Source organism: Bacillus sp. BP-3 (genome assembly GCF_028401955.1).
In the GTDB taxonomy this organism is placed as follows: Bacteria; Bacillota; Bacilli; order Bacillales; family Bacillaceae_G; genus Bacillus_A.
On the sequence record NZ_JAQOTJ010000019.1, the window covers coordinates 29494 to 45292 of the forward strand.

26 protein-coding genes and 1 pseudogene are annotated in these 15799 nt (G+C 40.8%); all 27 read left to right on the forward strand.

What is annotated here, in order from left to right:
- Nucleotides 1-76: pseudogene (locus PLX19_RS21880) on the forward strand (30S ribosomal protein S12); the annotation flags it as partial.
- A gap of 29 nt (nucleotides 77-105) precedes the next feature.
- Nucleotides 106-576, forward strand: coding sequence for a 30S ribosomal protein S7 (gene rpsG / locus PLX19_RS21885; RefSeq protein WP_020062289.1), 471 nt, complete (start codon nucleotides 106-108; stop codon nucleotides 574-576).
- Between the two features lie 208 nt (nucleotides 577-784).
- Nucleotides 785-2863, forward strand: a complete 2079-nt coding sequence (gene fusA, locus PLX19_RS21890) for an elongation factor G (RefSeq protein WP_272190984.1) — start codon at nucleotides 785-787, stop codon at nucleotides 2861-2863.
- A gap of 118 nt (nucleotides 2864-2981) precedes the next feature.
- Entirely contained in the window at nucleotides 2982-4169 is a 1188-nt protein-coding gene (gene tuf / locus PLX19_RS21895; RefSeq protein WP_272190985.1) for an elongation factor Tu, read from the forward strand.
- A 387-nt stretch (nucleotides 4170-4556) separates the two neighbouring features.
- Nucleotides 4557-4865: a 30S ribosomal protein S10 gene (gene rpsJ / locus PLX19_RS21900; RefSeq protein ID WP_001040596.1), complete on the forward strand. Its 309-nt coding sequence runs from the start codon at nucleotides 4557-4559 to the stop codon at nucleotides 4863-4865.
- A 33-nt stretch (nucleotides 4866-4898) separates the two neighbouring features.
- Complete coding sequence (gene rplC / locus PLX19_RS21905; protein ID WP_272190986.1) at nucleotides 4899-5531, forward strand: 50S ribosomal protein L3; 633 nt, start codon at nucleotides 4899-4901, stop codon at nucleotides 5529-5531.
- 26 nt (nucleotides 5532-5557) lie between these two features.
- Nucleotides 5558-6181 (forward strand): 50S ribosomal protein L4, encoded by a 624-nt coding sequence (gene rplD / locus PLX19_RS21910; RefSeq protein WP_154710857.1) that lies wholly within the window; start codon nucleotides 5558-5560, stop codon nucleotides 6179-6181.
- Nucleotides 6181-6471 (forward strand): 50S ribosomal protein L23, encoded by a 291-nt coding sequence (gene rplW, locus PLX19_RS21915; protein WP_035433713.1) that lies wholly within the window; start codon nucleotides 6181-6183, stop codon nucleotides 6469-6471. The genes rplD and rplW overlap by 1 nt, the downstream gene beginning before the upstream one ends.
- A gap of 28 nt (nucleotides 6472-6499) precedes the next feature.
- Nucleotides 6500-7330, forward strand: a complete 831-nt coding sequence (gene rplB, locus PLX19_RS21920) for a 50S ribosomal protein L2 (protein WP_098917211.1) — start codon at nucleotides 6500-6502, stop codon at nucleotides 7328-7330.
- A gap of 60 nt (nucleotides 7331-7390) precedes the next feature.
- On the forward strand, nucleotides 7391-7669 hold the full coding sequence (gene rpsS, locus PLX19_RS21925; RefSeq protein WP_020062296.1) for a 30S ribosomal protein S19: 279 nt from the start codon (nucleotides 7391-7393) through the stop codon (nucleotides 7667-7669).
- A gap of 17 nt (nucleotides 7670-7686) precedes the next feature.
- Nucleotides 7687-8028, forward strand: a complete 342-nt coding sequence (gene rplV / locus PLX19_RS21930; RefSeq protein ID WP_011983250.1) for a 50S ribosomal protein L22 — start codon at nucleotides 7687-7689, stop codon at nucleotides 8026-8028.
- A gap of 3 nt (nucleotides 8029-8031) precedes the next feature.
- Complete coding sequence (gene rpsC / locus PLX19_RS21935) at nucleotides 8032-8691, forward strand: 30S ribosomal protein S3 (protein WP_020062297.1); 660 nt, start codon at nucleotides 8032-8034, stop codon at nucleotides 8689-8691.
- Nucleotide 8692: 1 nt separating this feature from the next.
- Nucleotides 8693-9127: a 50S ribosomal protein L16 gene (gene rplP, locus PLX19_RS21940; protein ID WP_020062298.1), complete on the forward strand. Its 435-nt coding sequence runs from the start codon at nucleotides 8693-8695 to the stop codon at nucleotides 9125-9127.
- Nucleotides 9117-9317: a 50S ribosomal protein L29 gene (gene rpmC, locus PLX19_RS21945; RefSeq protein ID WP_000855718.1), complete on the forward strand. Its 201-nt coding sequence runs from the start codon at nucleotides 9117-9119 to the stop codon at nucleotides 9315-9317. Before rplP ends, rpmC begins: the two co-directional genes overlap by 11 nt.
- Nucleotides 9318-9337: 20 nt before the next feature.
- On the forward strand, nucleotides 9338-9601 hold the full coding sequence (gene rpsQ / locus PLX19_RS21950; protein ID WP_011983253.1) for a 30S ribosomal protein S17: 264 nt from the start codon (nucleotides 9338-9340) through the stop codon (nucleotides 9599-9601).
- A 43-nt stretch (nucleotides 9602-9644) separates the two neighbouring features.
- Nucleotides 9645-10013 carry a 50S ribosomal protein L14 gene (rplN, locus tag PLX19_RS21955; RefSeq protein WP_035433708.1) on the forward strand — a complete coding sequence of 123 codons (369 nt, stop codon included), beginning with the start codon at nucleotides 9645-9647 and terminating at the stop codon, nucleotides 10011-10013.
- A gap of 38 nt (nucleotides 10014-10051) precedes the next feature.
- Nucleotides 10052-10363 carry a 50S ribosomal protein L24 gene (gene rplX, locus PLX19_RS21960; RefSeq protein WP_272190987.1) on the forward strand — a complete coding sequence of 104 codons (312 nt, stop codon included), beginning with the start codon at nucleotides 10052-10054 and terminating at the stop codon, nucleotides 10361-10363.
- 26 nt (nucleotides 10364-10389) lie between these two features.
- Entirely contained in the window at nucleotides 10390-10929 is a 540-nt protein-coding gene (gene rplE / locus PLX19_RS21965; RefSeq protein WP_020062301.1) for a 50S ribosomal protein L5, read from the forward strand.
- Between the two features lie 33 nt (nucleotides 10930-10962).
- Nucleotides 10963-11148, forward strand: coding sequence for a 30S ribosomal protein S14 (gene rpsN, locus PLX19_RS21970; protein WP_020062302.1), 186 nt, complete (start codon nucleotides 10963-10965; stop codon nucleotides 11146-11148).
- 29 nt (nucleotides 11149-11177) lie between these two features.
- Nucleotides 11178-11576 (forward strand): 30S ribosomal protein S8, encoded by a 399-nt coding sequence (gene rpsH / locus PLX19_RS21975; protein WP_020062303.1) that lies wholly within the window; start codon nucleotides 11178-11180, stop codon nucleotides 11574-11576.
- A 32-nt stretch (nucleotides 11577-11608) separates the two neighbouring features.
- The gene (gene rplF, locus PLX19_RS21980) at nucleotides 11609-12148 is read left to right on the forward strand and encodes a 50S ribosomal protein L6 (protein WP_020062304.1); all 540 of its coding nucleotides are present in this window, start codon (nucleotides 11609-11611) and stop codon (nucleotides 12146-12148) included.
- Between the two features lie 31 nt (nucleotides 12149-12179).
- Nucleotides 12180-12542, forward strand: coding sequence for a 50S ribosomal protein L18 (rplR, locus tag PLX19_RS21985; protein ID WP_272190989.1), 363 nt, complete (start codon nucleotides 12180-12182; stop codon nucleotides 12540-12542).
- A gap of 21 nt (nucleotides 12543-12563) precedes the next feature.
- Complete coding sequence (rpsE, locus tag PLX19_RS21990) at nucleotides 12564-13064, forward strand: 30S ribosomal protein S5 (RefSeq protein WP_272190990.1); 501 nt, start codon at nucleotides 12564-12566, stop codon at nucleotides 13062-13064.
- Between the two features lie 17 nt (nucleotides 13065-13081).
- Nucleotides 13082-13264, forward strand: coding sequence for a 50S ribosomal protein L30 (gene rpmD / locus PLX19_RS21995; RefSeq protein WP_020062307.1), 183 nt, complete (start codon nucleotides 13082-13084; stop codon nucleotides 13262-13264).
- A 33-nt stretch (nucleotides 13265-13297) separates the two neighbouring features.
- A complete protein-coding gene (gene rplO / locus PLX19_RS22000; RefSeq protein ID WP_272190991.1) occupies nucleotides 13298-13738 on the forward strand; it encodes a 50S ribosomal protein L15 in 441 nt (146 codons plus the stop codon).
- Nucleotides 13738-15036 (forward strand): preprotein translocase subunit SecY, encoded by a 1299-nt coding sequence (gene secY / locus PLX19_RS22005; protein ID WP_272190993.1) that lies wholly within the window; start codon nucleotides 13738-13740, stop codon nucleotides 15034-15036. The genes rplO and secY overlap by 1 nt, the downstream gene beginning before the upstream one ends.
- Nucleotides 15037-15089: 53 nt before the next feature.
- The gene (locus tag PLX19_RS22010; protein ID WP_035433699.1) at nucleotides 15090-15740 is read left to right on the forward strand and encodes an adenylate kinase; all 651 of its coding nucleotides are present in this window, start codon (nucleotides 15090-15092) and stop codon (nucleotides 15738-15740) included.
- Nucleotides 15741-15799 lie beyond the last annotated feature (59 nt).

A 15799-nucleotide genomic window follows, 5' to 3' on the forward strand; every position in this document is an offset into this window, starting at 1 on the left:
TACAGCTGGTGTTGACAAGCGTATGCAAAGCCGTTCTAAATACGGTACTAAGAAGCCAAAAGCGGCTAAGAAATAATTAATTTGAACTGAAAGGAGGAACTCAATATGCCTCGTAAAGGACCTGTTGCGAAACGTGACGTGTTACCAGATCCAATGTACAATTCTAAGCTTGTAACACGCCTAATCAACAAAATGATGGTTGACGGTAAAAAAGGTAAATCTCAAACAATTCTTTATAATGCGTTCGACATCGTTCGTGAACGTACTGGTAATGAACCAATGGAAGTATTCGAGCAAGCTCTTAAGAACATTATGCCTGTTCTTGAAGTACGCGCTCGTCGTGTTGGTGGTGCTAACTACCAAGTTCCAGTTGAGGTTCGTCCAGAACGCCGTACAACTTTAGGTCTTCGCTGGTTAGTAAACTACGCTCGTCTTCGTGGTGAAAAAACTATGGAAGAGCGTTTAGCTTACGAAATCTTAGATGCAGCTAACAACGCTGGTGCATCTGTTAAGAAACGTGAAGACACTCACAAAATGGCAGAAGCTAACAAAGCATTTGCTCATTACCGTTGGTAGGATACAACGAAAAATAACTATAAGCATAAACCGCTTTATTTGTCGCTTATGGAAGTGTGGAGAGGGAGAATGCCTCTCCCTTTCAATGGGCGCTCGTTTTACATAATGAGAGTACTAGACATACTGACATATGTAACAAAATAAAGTGGCTTTTTTGCTACTTAAAATAAAAAAATCCAATCCATATTAGGAAGGAGAAAGACACCAAATGACAAGAGAGTTCTCCTTAGAAAACACTCGTAATATTGGTATCATGGCTCACATCGATGCTGGTAAAACAACAGCAACTGAGCGTATCCTGTACTACACAGGCCGCATTCACAAAATCGGTGAAACTCACGAAGGTGCATCTCAGATGGACTGGATGGAGCAAGAACAAGAGCGTGGTATCACAATTACTTCTGCGGCAACTACAGCACAATGGAAAGGTCATCGTGTAAACATCATTGACACTCCAGGACACGTAGATTTCACTGTAGAAGTAGAACGTTCTTTACGCGTACTTGATGGTGCGGTAGCAGTACTTGATGCGCAATCTGGTGTAGAACCACAAACAGAAACTGTTTGGCGTCAAGCTACTACTTACGGTGTACCACGTATCGTGTTCGTTAACAAAATGGACAAGATCGGTGCAGACTTCTTATACTCTGTAGGAACAATTCATGACCGTTTACAAGCAAACGCACATCCAATTCAGTTGCCAATCGGTGCTGAGGATGAGTTTACGGGAATTATCGACCTAGTTGAAGAGTGTGCATACATGTATGCAAACGACTTAGGAACAGATATCGAACGCATTGAAATTCCTGCAGAACATAAAGAATTAGCTGATGAATACCGTGGAAAACTTATCGAAGCGGTAGCAGAGCTTGATGAAGAAATGATGATGAAGTACCTAGAAGGTGAAGAAATCACTGTAGAAGAGCTTAAAGCTGGTATCCGTAAGGCTACAACTTCTGTAGAATTCTTCCCAGTAATCTGTGGTTCTGCATTCAAAAATAAAGGTGTTCAAATTCTGTTAGATGCAGTTATCGACTACCTACCATCTCCATTAGACGTACCTGCTATTAAAGGTACTCTTCCAGATACAGATGAAGAAGTAGAACGTCATTCTAGCGATGAAGAGCCTTTCGCAGCATTAGCATTTAAAATCATGACTGACCCTTATGTTGGTAAGTTAACATTCTTCCGTGTGTACTCTGGTGTGTTAAACTCTGGATCATACGTGAAAAACTCAACTAAAGGTAAGCGTGAGCGTGTAGGTCGTATCCTACAAATGCACGCAAACAGCCGTGAAGAGATTTCAACAGTTTACGCTGGTGACATCGCTGCTGCTGTAGGTTTAAAAGATACTACAACTGGTGACACTCTTTGTGACGAGAAGAGTCTTGTTATCCTTGAGTCTATGGAATTCCCAGAGCCAGTTATCTCTGTAGCTATCGAACCAAAATCTAAAGCTGACCAAGATAAAATGGGTACAGCATTATCTAAGCTTTCTGAAGAAGATCCAACATTCCGTGCTCACACTGACCAAGAAACTGGCCAAACAATCATCGCTGGTATGGGTGAACTTCACCTTGATATCATCGTTGACCGTATGCGCCGTGAATTCAAAGTAGAAGCAAACGTTGGTGCTCCTCAGGTAGCATACCGTGAAACTTTCCGCGCTTCAGCGAAAGTTGAAGGTAAGTTCGCTCGTCAATCTGGTGGTCGTGGACAATTCGGTCACGTTTGGATTGAGTTCGAACCTAACGAAGAAGGTAAAGGATTCGAGTTCCAAAACAAGATCGTCGGTGGTGTAGTTCCACGTGAATACATCCCAGCTGTTGGAGCAGGTCTTGAAGATGCACTTAAAAATGGTGTACTTGCAGGATATCCTGTAGTAGACATTAAAGCTGCATTAGTTGACGGATCTTACCATGATGTTGACTCCTCTGAGATGGCGTTCAAAATTGCTGCATCTATGGCACTTAAAGCTGCGGTTTCTAAATGTAACCCAGTAATTCTTGAGCCAATGATGAAAGTTGAAGTTGTAATTCCTGAAGAGTACATGGGTGACATTATGGGTGACGTAACTTCTCGCCGTGGACGTGTAGAAGGTATGGAAGCTCGTGGTAACGCACAAGTTGTTCGTGCGATGGTTCCACTTTCTGAAATGTTCGGTTATGCAACGTCATTACGTTCTAACACACAAGGACGCGGAACATTCTCAATGACATTCGATCATTATGAAGAAGTACCGAAGTCTGTTTCGGAAGAAATTATTAAAAAAAATAAAGGTGAATAATTGATTTTTATCGATTGTTCAAGTATAACTACTTATGTAAGCTTAGAAAGCGGGGCTTAGGCCCCTTGCTTTCTAGTCTAAATATAAAATAATCTATATAATCAAGGAGGAATTTAGAATGGGAAAAGCTAAATTCGAACGTTCTAAACCACATGTTAACATTGGTACAATCGGCCACGTTGACCATGGTAAAACTACATTAACTGCTGCTATCACTACAGTTCTTGCAAAAGCTGGTGGTGCTGAAGCAAAAGGTTACGACCAAATCGATGCTGCTCCAGAAGAAAGAGAGCGCGGTATCACAATCTCAACTGCACACGTTGAGTACGAAACTGAAACTCGTCACTATGCACACGTTGACTGCCCAGGCCATGCTGACTATGTTAAAAACATGATCACTGGTGCTGCTCAAATGGACGGTGGTATCTTAGTAGTATCTGCTGCTGATGGTCCAATGCCTCAAACTCGTGAGCACATCCTTCTTTCTCGTCAAGTAGGTGTTCCTTACATCGTTGTATTCTTAAACAAATGCGACATGGTTGATGACGAAGAATTATTAGAATTAGTAGAAATGGAAGTTCGCGATCTATTATCTGAATACGACTTCCCAGGCGATGATATCCCTGTAATTAAAGGTTCTGCTCTTAAAGCTCTTCAAGGAGATGCTGAGTGGGAAGCAAAAATCATCGAACTAATGAACGAAGTTGACGCTTACATCCCAACTCCAGAACGTGACACTGAAAAAGCATTCTTAATGCCTGTTGAGGACGTATTCTCTATCACAGGTCGTGGTACAGTTGCTACAGGTCGTGTAGAGCGCGGTGTAGTTAAAGTTGGTGACGTAGTAGAAATCATCGGTTTCACTGAAGAAAACAAATCTACAACTGTAACTGGTGTAGAAATGTTCCGTAAGCTTCTTGACCAAGCTCAAGCTGGTGACAACATCGGTGCTTTACTTCGTGGGGTTGCTCGTGAAGAGATCCAACGTGGACAAGTTCTTGCTAAAACTGGCTCTGTAAAAGCTCACGCTAAATTCAAAGCTGAAGTTTTCGTTTTATCTAAAGAAGAAGGTGGACGTCACACTCCATTCTTCGCTAACTACCGCCCGCAATTCTATTTCCGTACAACTGACGTAACTGGTATCATCCAATTACCAGAAGGTACTGAAATGGTAATGCCTGGCGATAACATTGAAATGACTATCGAGCTTATCGCTCCAATCGCGATCGAAGAAGGAACTAAGTTCTCTATTCGTGAAGGTGGACGTACAGTAGGTTACGGCGTAGTTGCAACTATCGTTGAGTAATCTTAGTTGATATATGAAACCCAAGGGATTTCCCTTGGGTTTTTTATTTATAATAGATACTATCTATTTTTAAGTTTTGACGAGTTTCTTCTATAATATATAAATTGCAAAACTGCACAACCAAAAACTGTAAAAAGAATTACGAGAGATCAAAACTTGAAATTCGTTAAAGTACAATGTATAATAGCAAAAGTACAGTAAATGATGATGTGCACAAATAAAGTGTTGCATCTAGGCTAGAAACATTGTATAATAAACAATGTTGGTCTTTGACTGCGATGAAGTGGAAGGTTGCTGACACACCCGGCCGCTTTGCCATGGCGAGTGTGTGGAAATTTCCATGGAGAATGTCTATTTTTAAAATAGGCGAACGAAGGAGGGAAAATAATGGCAAAAGAAAAAATTCGTATTCGTTTAAAAGCTTACGATCACCGTATTCTTGATCAGTCAGCTGAGAAAATTGTAGAAACAGCTAAACGTTCTGGGGCGACAGTTTCAGGTCCAATCCCATTACCAACTGAAAAAACTGTTTACACGATTCTTCGTGCGGTTCATAAATACAAAGATTCTCGTGAGCAATTCGAAATGCGCACGCACAAACGTCTAATCGACATCGTGAGCCCTACTCCACAAACAGTAGACTCTTTAATGCGTTTAGACTTACCATCTGGTGTAGATATCGAAATCAAACTATAATTTATATAAGTTAAAATGTAGGAGGTGTAACTCATGACCAAAGGAATCTTAGGAAAAAAGATCGGTATGACTCAAGTATTTGCTGAAAACGGCGAGCTAATTCCTGTAACTGTTATCGAAGCGACTCCAAACGTTATCCTTCAAAAGAAAACTGTTGAAACTGATGGCTACAATGCAATTCAGTTAGGTTTTGATGACAAACGCGAAAAATTAGCTAACAAACCTGAACAAGGTCACGTTGCTAAAGCAACTACTGCTCCTAAGCGCTTCATTCGCGAACTTCGCGATGCAGACGTTGAAGGACAAGAAGTTGGTCAAGAGGTAAAAGTAGAAGTTTTTGCTGCAGGTGAAACTGTAGACGTAACAGGTATTTCTAAAGGTAAAGGTTTCCAAGGTGCTATTAAACGCCACGGACAATCTCGCGGACCTATGTCTCACGGTTCTCGTTATCACCGTCGTCCTGGTTCAATGGGCCCTGTTGCTCCGAACCGTGTATTCAAAGGCAAAAAACTTGCTGGACGTATGGGTGGAGACCAAGTGACTATTCAAAACTTAGAAATCGTTCAAGTTGATGTTGAACGCAACTTACTGTTAGTAAAAGGCAACGTTCCTGGCGCTAAGAAATCTCTTGTAGTTGTTCGTAGTGCTGTTAAGGCTAGCAAATAATTCTCTATAAGAAAGGAGGAACCCCAATGCCAAAAGTAAAGTTATTTAACCAAACTGGTTCTGAAGTTGGTGAAATCCAATTAGCTGAAACTGTTTTCGGTATCGAACCAAACGAAGCTGTACTTTTTGAAGCAGTAATGATGCAACGTGCATCTTTACGTCAAGGTACACATAAAGTAAAAACTCGCTCTGAAGTGCGTGGTGGAGGTCGCAAACCATGGCGTCAAAAAGGAACTGGACGTGCTCGTCAAGGTTCTATCCGCTCTCCTCAATGGCGTGGTGGTGGTACGGTATTCGGACCTACACCAAGAAGCTATGCATACAAACTACCTAAAAAAGTTCGTCGCTTAGCTATTAAATCTGCATTAGCTACTAAAGTAGTTGAGAACAACATCGTAGTTCTTGAAGACTTAGTGTTAAATGCACCAAAAACAAAAGACATGGTAGCAGTTCTTAAAGGATTAACTGTTGAGAAGAAAGCTCTTATCGTAACTGCTGATGTAAACGAAGCAGTTGAGTTATCTGCTCGCAATATTCCTGGAGTAACAGTAATCACTGCTGATGGCGTAAACGTTTTAGACGTGCTTCATCATGATAAGCTAATCATGACAAAAGCGGCAGTGGAAAAAGTAGAGGAGGTGCTTGCATAATGAAAGATCCTCGTGATATCATTAAGCGCCCAGTTATCACTGAACGTTCTATGGAAATGATGGCTGAAAAAAAATACACGTTCGATGTGGACGTTAAAGCTAATAAAACGGAAGTTAAAGATGCTGTAGAAGCGATCTTTGGTGTTGAAGTTGAGAAAGTAAATATCATGAACTACAAACCAAAAGCAAAACGTGTGGGTCGTCACGCTGGTTTCACTAACCGTCGTCGTAAAGCAATCGTTAAGCTTACTGCTGACAGCAAAGAAATCGAGATCTTCCAAGGAGTTTAATTCTTACTAAAGAAGGAGGGAAAATCAGATGGCAATCAAAAAGTATAATCCAACTACTAACGGTCGTCGTAACATGACTACGAATGATTTCGCTGAAATCACGACTGATAGACCGGAAAAATCATTACTTGCGCCTTTAAGTAAAAAGGCTGGACGTAATAACCAAGGTAAAATTACTGTACGTCACCAAGGTGGCGGACATAAGCGTCAATACCGTATCATCGACTTCAAACGTAACAAAGATGGAATTCCTGGACGCGTTGCTACGATCGAATACGATCCGAACCGCTCTGCGAATATCGCATTAATTAACTATGTTGACGGTGAAAAACGTTACATCCTTGCTCCTAAAAACTTAGAAGTAGGTATGGAAATCATGTCTGGCCCAGAAGCGGACATTAAAATCGGTAACGCATTACCATTAATCAACATTCCAGTAGGTACAGTTGTTCATAACATCGAGCTTAAACCAGGTCGCGGTGGACAATTAGTTCGTTCTGCTGGTACATCTGCTCAAGTACTTGGTAAAGAAGGTAAATACGTACTTGTACGTTTAACTTCTGGTGAAGTACGCTTAATCCTATCTACTTGTCGCGCTACAGTAGGTCAAGTAGGTAATGAGCACCATGAACTTATTAAAATTGGTAAAGCGGGTCGTTCTCGCTGGTTAGGCAAGCGCCCAACTGTTCGTGGTTCTGTAATGAACCCAGTTGATCACCCACACGGTGGTGGTGAAGGTCGCTCACCAATCGGACGTAAGTCTCCAATGTCTCCATGGGGTAAACCAACTCTTGGATTCAAAACTCGTAAGAAAAATAAAGCGTCTGACAAATTCATCGTTCGTCGTCGTAAAAAATAATGGGGTTGTAGTACGGTTCATCTCTAGAACCGTACCGCAATCACGAAGGGAGGCACCAAAATGGCTCGTAGCTTGAAAAAAGGACCATTTGTTGATGATCATTTAATGAACAAAATTGCAAAGTTAAATGAAACTGAGCAAAAGCAAGTTGTAAAAACTTGGTCTCGTCGTTCAACGATCTTCCCACAGTTTATTGGTCATACAATCGCTGTATATGATGGTCGTAAACACGTTCCTGTATACGTAACTGAAGATATGGTAGGCCACAAGTTAGGTGAGTTCGCACCAACTCGTACGTACAAAGGTCATGATGCTGACGATAAGAAAACTAGAAGATAATGAGAGGAGGCACTTCAATGCAAGCTAAAGCAGTAGCGAGAACAGTTCGTATTGCTCCTCGTAAAGTTCGTTTAGTAGTAGACTTAATCCGAGGTAAGCAAGTGGGTGAAGCGATTGCTATCCTTAACCACACACCAAAAACTGCTTCTCCAGTTGTAGAAAAAGTTTTGAAATCTGCAATTGCAAATGCAGAACATAACTACGAAATGGATGTAAACAACTTAGTTGTTGAGAAAGTTTTCGTTGACGAAGGTCCAACGTTAAAACGTTTCCGTCCACGTGCAATGGGTCGTGCTAGCCAAATTAACAAGCGCACAAGCCACATCACAGTTGTGGTATCAGAAAAGAAGGAGGGATAATCGATGGGTCAAAAGGTTAGTCCAGTTGGTCTTCGCGTCGGTATTATTCGCGATTGGGAATCTCGTTGGTACGCTGAAAAAGACTACGCTACATTCTTACATGAAGACATCAAAATTCGTGAATACATTAACGTTCGCTTAAAAGATTCTGCTGTTTCTAAAGTAGAAATCGAGCGTGCGGCAAATCGTGTAAATGTTACAATTCACACGGCAAAACCTGGTATGGTAATTGGTAAAGGTGGTACAGAAGTTGAAGCACTTCGTAAAGCTCTTAACCAATTAACAGGTAAACGTGTACACATCAACATTTTAGAAGTTAAGAGAGCTGATCTTGACGCTAAATTAGTAGGCGAAAACATTGCTCGTCAATTAGAAAACCGTGTATCTTTCCGTCGTGCACAAAAGCAAGCAATTCAACGTGCTATGCGTGCAGGAGCTAAAGGTATTAAAACACAGGTTTCTGGTCGTCTTGGCGGAGCTGATATCGCTCGTGCAGAATCTTACAGTGAAGGAACTGTTCCACTTCATACACTTCGCGCTGATATTGACTATGCAACAGCTGAAGCTGATACAACGTACGGTAAATTAGGTGTAAAAGTATGGATCTACCGTGGAGAAGTCCTTCCTACAAAAAAGAAAGCTTCTGAGGAAGGAGGAAAATAATATGTTAATGCCTAAACGCGTAAAATATCGTAGAGAGCATCGTGGTAAAATGCGTGGTCGTGCAAAAGGTGGCGCTGAAGTACATTTTGGTGAGTTTGGTTTACAATCTCAAGAAGCATCTTGGATTACAAACCGTCAAATCGAAGCAGCTCGTCGTGCAATGACTCGTTATATGAAACGTGGCGGTAAAGTTTGGATTAAAATTTTCCCTTCTAAACCTTACACTGCTAAACCTCTAGAAGTACGTATGGGTTCCGGTAAAGGGGCTCCTGAAGGTTGGGTAGCAGTTGTAAAACCTGGAAAGGTTATGTTTGAAATTGCGGGTGTATCTGAAGAGGTAGCACGCGAAGCATTACGTCTTGCAGCTCACAAATTACCAGTGAAATGTAAATTCGTAAAACGTGAAGAAAATGGTGGTGAATCTAATGAAAACTAATGATATTCGTGAGTTAACCACTGCTGAAATCGAAACAAAAGTTAAAGCTTTAAAGGAAGAGTTGTTTAATCTTCGCTTCCAACTTGCTACAGGACAATTAGAGAATCCAACACGCATCCGTGAAGTGCGTAAAGCGATTGCTCGTATGAAAACTGTAGTTCGTGAAAGAGAGATCGGAATTAATCGATAAATTGAGGGGAGGTTTGCAAAGTGAGCGAACGTAACCAACGCAAAGTTTATACTGGTCGTGTTGTTTCTGACAAAATGGACAAAACGATTACAGTTTTAGTTGAAACTTACAAAACTCATTCCTTGTACGGAAAACGCGTTAAGTATTCTAAGAAATACAAAGCGCATGATGAGCAAAACCAAGCAAAAGTTGGCGATATCGTAAAAATCATGGAAACTCGCCCGCTTTCTGCTACTAAGCGTTTCCGTTTAGTTGAAATCGTTGAAGAAGCGGTTATTATCTAAATAGACGAATCGGAATTTTAAGTCCGAAGGGAGGTTTCATAACATGATCCAACAAGAATCTCGTTTGAAAGTAGCTGACAACTCTGGCGCACGTGAACTTTTAACAATTAAAGTATTAGGCGGCTCTGGTCGTAAATACGCAAACATCGGTGATATTATCGTTGCTACGGTAAAACAAGCAACACCAGGTGGCGTTGTTAAAAAAGGTGACGTTGTTAAAGCAGTAGTAGTACGTACGAAGAGCGGTGCTCGTCGTCCAGACGGTTCTTATATCAAATTTGATGAAAACGCAGCGGTTATCATTAAAGACGATAAGAGCCCACGTGGTACTCGTATCTTCGGACCAGTAGCTCGTGAATTACGTGATAACAACTTCATGAAGATCGTTTCTTTAGCTCCAGAAGTTCTATAATTTAAGGTATTGCCTTGCTAAGGAGGTGCAGAAGTAAGATGCATGTAAAAAAAGGTGATAAAGTACAGGTAATCAGTGGTAAAGACAAAGGGAAACAAGGTGTTGTCCTTGCAGCTTTTCCAAAAGAAAGCCGTGTTATCGTTGAGGGTGTTAACATCGTTAAGAAGCACTCTAAGCCATCTCAATTAAATCCACAAGGTGGAATTATCACGAAAGAAGCAGCTATCCACGTATCTAATGTTATGCCATTAGATCCTAAAACAGGTGTACCTACTCGCGTAGGTTATAAAGTGGAAGATGGTAAAAAAGTTCGTGTTGCAAAAAAATCTGGTGAATCATTAGATAAATAAGTTCTATATGAAAGGAGGTCCCTTCATTGAATCGCCTTAAAGAGAAATTCCAAAAAGAAATTACTCCTGCTCTTATGAGCAAGTTTAACTATAAATCTGTAATGGAAGTACCGAAAATCGAAAAGATCGTAATCAACACTGGTGTTGGTGACGCGGTATCCAATTCTAAAGCATTAGACAGTGCTGTAGAAGAATTAACTCAAATCGCAGGTCAAAAACCTGTTGTAACTCGCGCTAAAAAATCTATCGCAGGTTTCCGTCTTCGTGAGGGTATGCCTATCGGTGCAAAGGTTACTTTACGCGGCGAGCAAATGTATGAGTTCTTCGACAAATTAGTATCAGTTTCTTTACCACGCGTACGTGATTTCCGTGGTGTTTCTAAGAAATCTTTCGATGGTCGTGGTAACTACACATTAGGTGTTAAAGAGCAATTAATTTTCCCTGAGATTGATTATGATAAAGTAAGCAAAGTTCGTGGTATGGACATCGTAATCGTTACTACAGCGAAAACTGATGAAGAAGCTCGTGAACTTTTAACACAATTCGGTATGCCATTCCAAAAATAATGGAAGCCAACGCTAAGTAGAGGAGGCGAAAACGTGGCTAAAAAATCTATGATTGCGAAACAAAAGCGTACTCCTAAGTTTAAAGTACAAGACTATACACGTTGCGAGCGCTGCGGTCGTCCGCATTCTGTATACCGCAAATTTAAACTTTGCCGTATTTGTTTCCGTGAACTTGCATATAAAGGTCAAATTCCTGGTGTTAAAAAAGCTAGTTGGTAAAACCCACAAATGGGAAGGAGGTAAAACACATGGTGATGACAGATCCAATTGCAGATATGCTTACTCGCATCCGTAATGCGAACATGGTACGTCATGAGAAATTAGAAGTTCCTGCTTCTAAAATCAAAAAAGAAATCGCTGAAATCCTAAAACGTGAAGGTTTCATTCGTGATGTGGAATACATCGAGGATAACAAACAAGGTATCCTTCGTATTTTCCTAAAATACGGTGTAAACAACGAGCGTGTAATCACTGGATTAAAACGTATTAGTAAGCCTGGCTTACGCGTTTATGCAAAAGCTGATGAAGTACCACGTGTACTTAACGGATTAGGTATTGCACTTGTTTCTACATCTAAGGGCGTAATGACAGACAAAGATGCTCGTCAATTACAAACTGGTGGAGAAGTAGTAGCATACGTTTGGTAATATATATTTAAAACGAACGGAGGTGTGACCACATGTCTCGTATTGGTAAAAAGATTCTTGAAATTCCTGCAGGTGTTACAGTTACAGTAGCAGAAAATAATACAGTAACTGTAAAAGGCCCTAAAGGTGAATTAACTCGTACTTTCAATGCTGATATGGTTATCAAAATTGAAGAAAATATCTTAACAGTAGAACGTCCTACTGAACAGAAGGAACACCGTGCATTACACGGAACAACTCGTGCTCTTCTTGGAAACATGGTTGAAGGTGTAACAACAGGTTTCGCTCGCGGACTTGAATTAATCGGTGTTGGTTACCGTGCACAAAAACAAGGTGACAAACTTGTATTAAACGTAGGTTATTCTCACCCAGTTGAGATGACTCCAGAAGCTGGTCTTGAAGTTGAAGTTCCTGCTCCTACGAAGATCGTAATTAAAGGTATCGACAAGCAACGTGTTGGCGAATTCGCTGCTAACGTTCGCGCTGTACGTGCTCCAGAGCCATATAAAGGCAAAGGTATTCGTTACGAAGGCGAAGTTGTACGTCGTAAAGAAGGTAAAACTGCTAAGTAAACCCGTTAGGTGAAAGAAAGGAGTGACAAGAATGATCACTAAACCTGATAAAAATGCGGTTCGTAAGAAAAGACATGCACGTGTACGTGCAAAGCTTGCTGGTACTGCTGAGCGTCCACGTTTAAACGTGTTCCGTTCTAACCAACACATTTACGCTCAAGTAATTGATGATGTAAACGGTGTAACATTAGCAAGCGCGTCTACTCTTGATAAAGAACTTACTCTTAACGGTACAAGCAACATCGAAGCTGCTACTAAAGTTGGCGAAATCGTTGCTAAACGTGCTGTAGAGAAAGGCGTTAAAGAAGTAGTATTTGATCGCGGCGGTTACTTATACCATGGTCGTGTTAAAGCTTTAGCTGAAGCTGCTCGTGAGGCTGGCTTACAATTTTAATGGTCAAAGGAGGGAAAATAGATGCGTCGCATTGACCCAAGTAAATTTGAACTTGAAGAACGTGTAGTTACGATAAACCGTGTTGCGAAGGTTGTTAAGGGTGGTCGTCGTTTCCGCTTCGCTGCACTGGTTGTAGTTGGTGATAAAAACGGTCATGTTGGATTCGGTACTGGTAAAGCGCAAGAGGTGCCAGATGCAATCCGCAAGGCTATCGAAGATGCTAAGAAAAACTTAATCGAAGTACCATTAGTTGGTACAACAATTCCACACGAAATTATCGGTAACTTTGGAGCAGGTGAAGTATTCTTAAAACCTGCTGCAGAAGGTACTGGAGTTATCGCTGGTGGTCCAGTTCGTGCGGTTCTTGAATTAGCTGGTGTACAAGATATTCTTTCTAAATCTCTTGGTTCTAACACACCAATTAACATGATTCGTGCTACTGTGAACGGATTAAAAGATCTTAAGCGTGCTGAAGATGTAGCAAAATTACGCGGTAAATCTGTAGAAGAGCTACTAGGTTAAGAAGGAGGGAAAACATAATGGCGAAAAAGTTAGAAATTACCCTCACTCGTAGTGTAATTGGTCGTCCGCAAGATCAACGTGCGACTGTAGAAGCTTTAGGTCTTAAGAAGTTGAATTCAACTGTAGTTAAGGAAGAAACTCCTGCTATTCGCGGTATGATCAACAAAGTTTCTCACCTTGTAACTGTAAAAGAAGCTTAATGATAACTTATCAATATAAGGAGGTGCCTGGGAATGAAACTTCATGAATTACAACCTGCAGAAGGTTCTCGTAAAGTTCGTAATCGTGTAGGTCGTGGTATCGGTTCTGGTAACGGTAAAACTGCTGGAAAAGGTCATAAAGGACAAAACGCACGTTCTGGTGGCGGTGTTCGTCTTGGTTTTGAAGGCGGTCAAACTCCATTATTCCGTCGTTTACCAAAACGCGGCTTCACAAACATCAACCGTAAAGAATTTGCTATCGTTAACTTAACAACATTAAATCGTTTTGAAGACGGTACAGAAGTAACACCTGAATTATTGCTTGAGACTGGCGTTATCAGCAAATTAAACGACGGTGTTAAAATTCTTGCAAACGGCGCTGTAGAGAAAAAGCTTACTGTTAAAGCTCATAAGTTCTCTTCAAGTGCAAAAGAAGCTATTGAAACAGCTGGCGGAACAGTTGAGGTGATCTAATGTTTCGCACAATCTCCAACTTTATGCGCGTTGCTGAGATAAGAAATAAAATATTATTCACTTTAGCGATGTTAATCGTGTTTCGACTTGGCACGTTCATCCCAGTGCCTCATACAAATGCAGATGTACTGAGAGCGCAAGACCAGTTGAATGTATTGGGCATTCTGAATACATTTGGCGGCGGAGCCTTAAAAAACTTTTCCATCTTCGCGATGGGAATCATGCCGTACATTACAGCATCCATCATCGTGCAATTATTGCAGATGGATGTTGTTCCTAAATTTACGGAGTGGTCAAAACAAGGTGAAATGGGTCGTCGTAAACTAGCTCAGTTTACCCGCTACTTTACAATTGTTCTTGCTTTTATTCAAGCAATTGGTATGTCAATCGGTTTTAACGGTATGGCAGGTGGGCAATTAATTTTGGATCCTAGCTGGTCAACTTATTTATATATTGCTACGGTACTAACTGCCGGAACTGCATTTTTAATGTGGTTAGGTGAGTTAATTACAGCAAAGGGAGTAGGAAATGGTATTTCCATTATCATCTTTGCAGGTATTACCGCAGCTATCCCAAATACTATAAATCAAGTGTACGCACAGCAGTTCCAAGATGCCGGAGATCAATTGTTCATTCGTATCGTAAAAGTCGGTCTAATTTTGTTAGCTGTGTTAGCGGTTATTGTTGGTGTTATTTACATTCAACAAGCTGTTAGAAAAATCCCGATTCAATATGCGAAGCGCGTAACTGGAAACGGTGGTTATACTGGAGCACAAAACACTCATTTGCCACTTAAGGTAAATAGTGCTGGTGTTATTCCAGTAATTTTTGCTGTCTCATTCTTAATTACGCCTCCGACTATTGCACAGTTTTTCCCGAAACATGAAATATCGCAGTGGATTATTAAAAACTTTAACTATTCTCATCCAGTAGGTATGATCGTATATGTTGCACTAATTGTTGCCTTTGCATATTTCTATGCATTTGTTCAAGTAAATCCTGAACAGATGGCTGAGAACTTAAATAAACAAGGTGGATATGTTCCTGGTATTCGTCCGGGTAAGAATACAGAACAGTATCTAACAAAGATCTTGTATCGCTTGACCTTTGTAGGTGCAATTTTCTTAGCAGCGATTGCAATCCTGCCTGTTTTATTTATTAAATTTGCAAACCTGCCACAATCTGCACAGATAGGTGGAACAAGTTTACTAATTGTTGTCGGTGTTGCTTTAGAAACAATGAAGCAGCTCGAAAGTCAATTAGTAAAACGCCATTACAAAGGGTTTATCAAACAGTGAGTAAGCGGGAAGATTCATCTTCCCTATATGCTCATTCATGAGGGGGAATACAGATGAACTTAATTTTAATGGGGCTTCCAGGTGCCGGTAAAGGTACACAGGCCGAAAAGATTGTTGCCAAGTATAACATCCCTCACATTTCAACAGGAGATATGTTTCGTGCTGCTATGAAAGATGAAACTGAACTTGGTTTACAAGCTAAGTCCTTTATTGATAAAGGAGCACTTGTACCAGATGAAGTTACAATCGGAATCGTGCGTGAGCGTTTGAGTCAAGAAGACTGTGTAAAAGGCTTCTTATTAGATGGTTTTCCACGAACAGTTGCACAAGCTTCAGCTCTTGAAGAAATCATGAAAGATCTTGGCAAAAAGATCAATTATGTTTTAAACATTAATGTGGATTCAGGATTACTGTTAAAACGTTTAACAGGCCGTCGCATTTGTAAAGAGTGCGGTGCGACTTACCACTTAGAATTCAATCCGCCAGCAAAAGAGGGCGTGTGCGATAAATGTGGTGGCGAGTTATATCAGCGTTCTGATGACAACGAAGAAACTGTAGCAAATCGTTTAGAAGTGAATATTAAGCAGACAAAGCCGTTGCTTGATTTCTACGAAGAGCTTGGTTACTTAAAAAGCATTAATGGTGAGCAAGATATCGATAAAGTATTTGCTGATGTCGATCTTCTCATCGGAGGCTTAGCGTAATGATTATTTGCAAAACTCCTCGCGAAATCGAGATTATGCGAGAAGCTGGCAAGATTGTT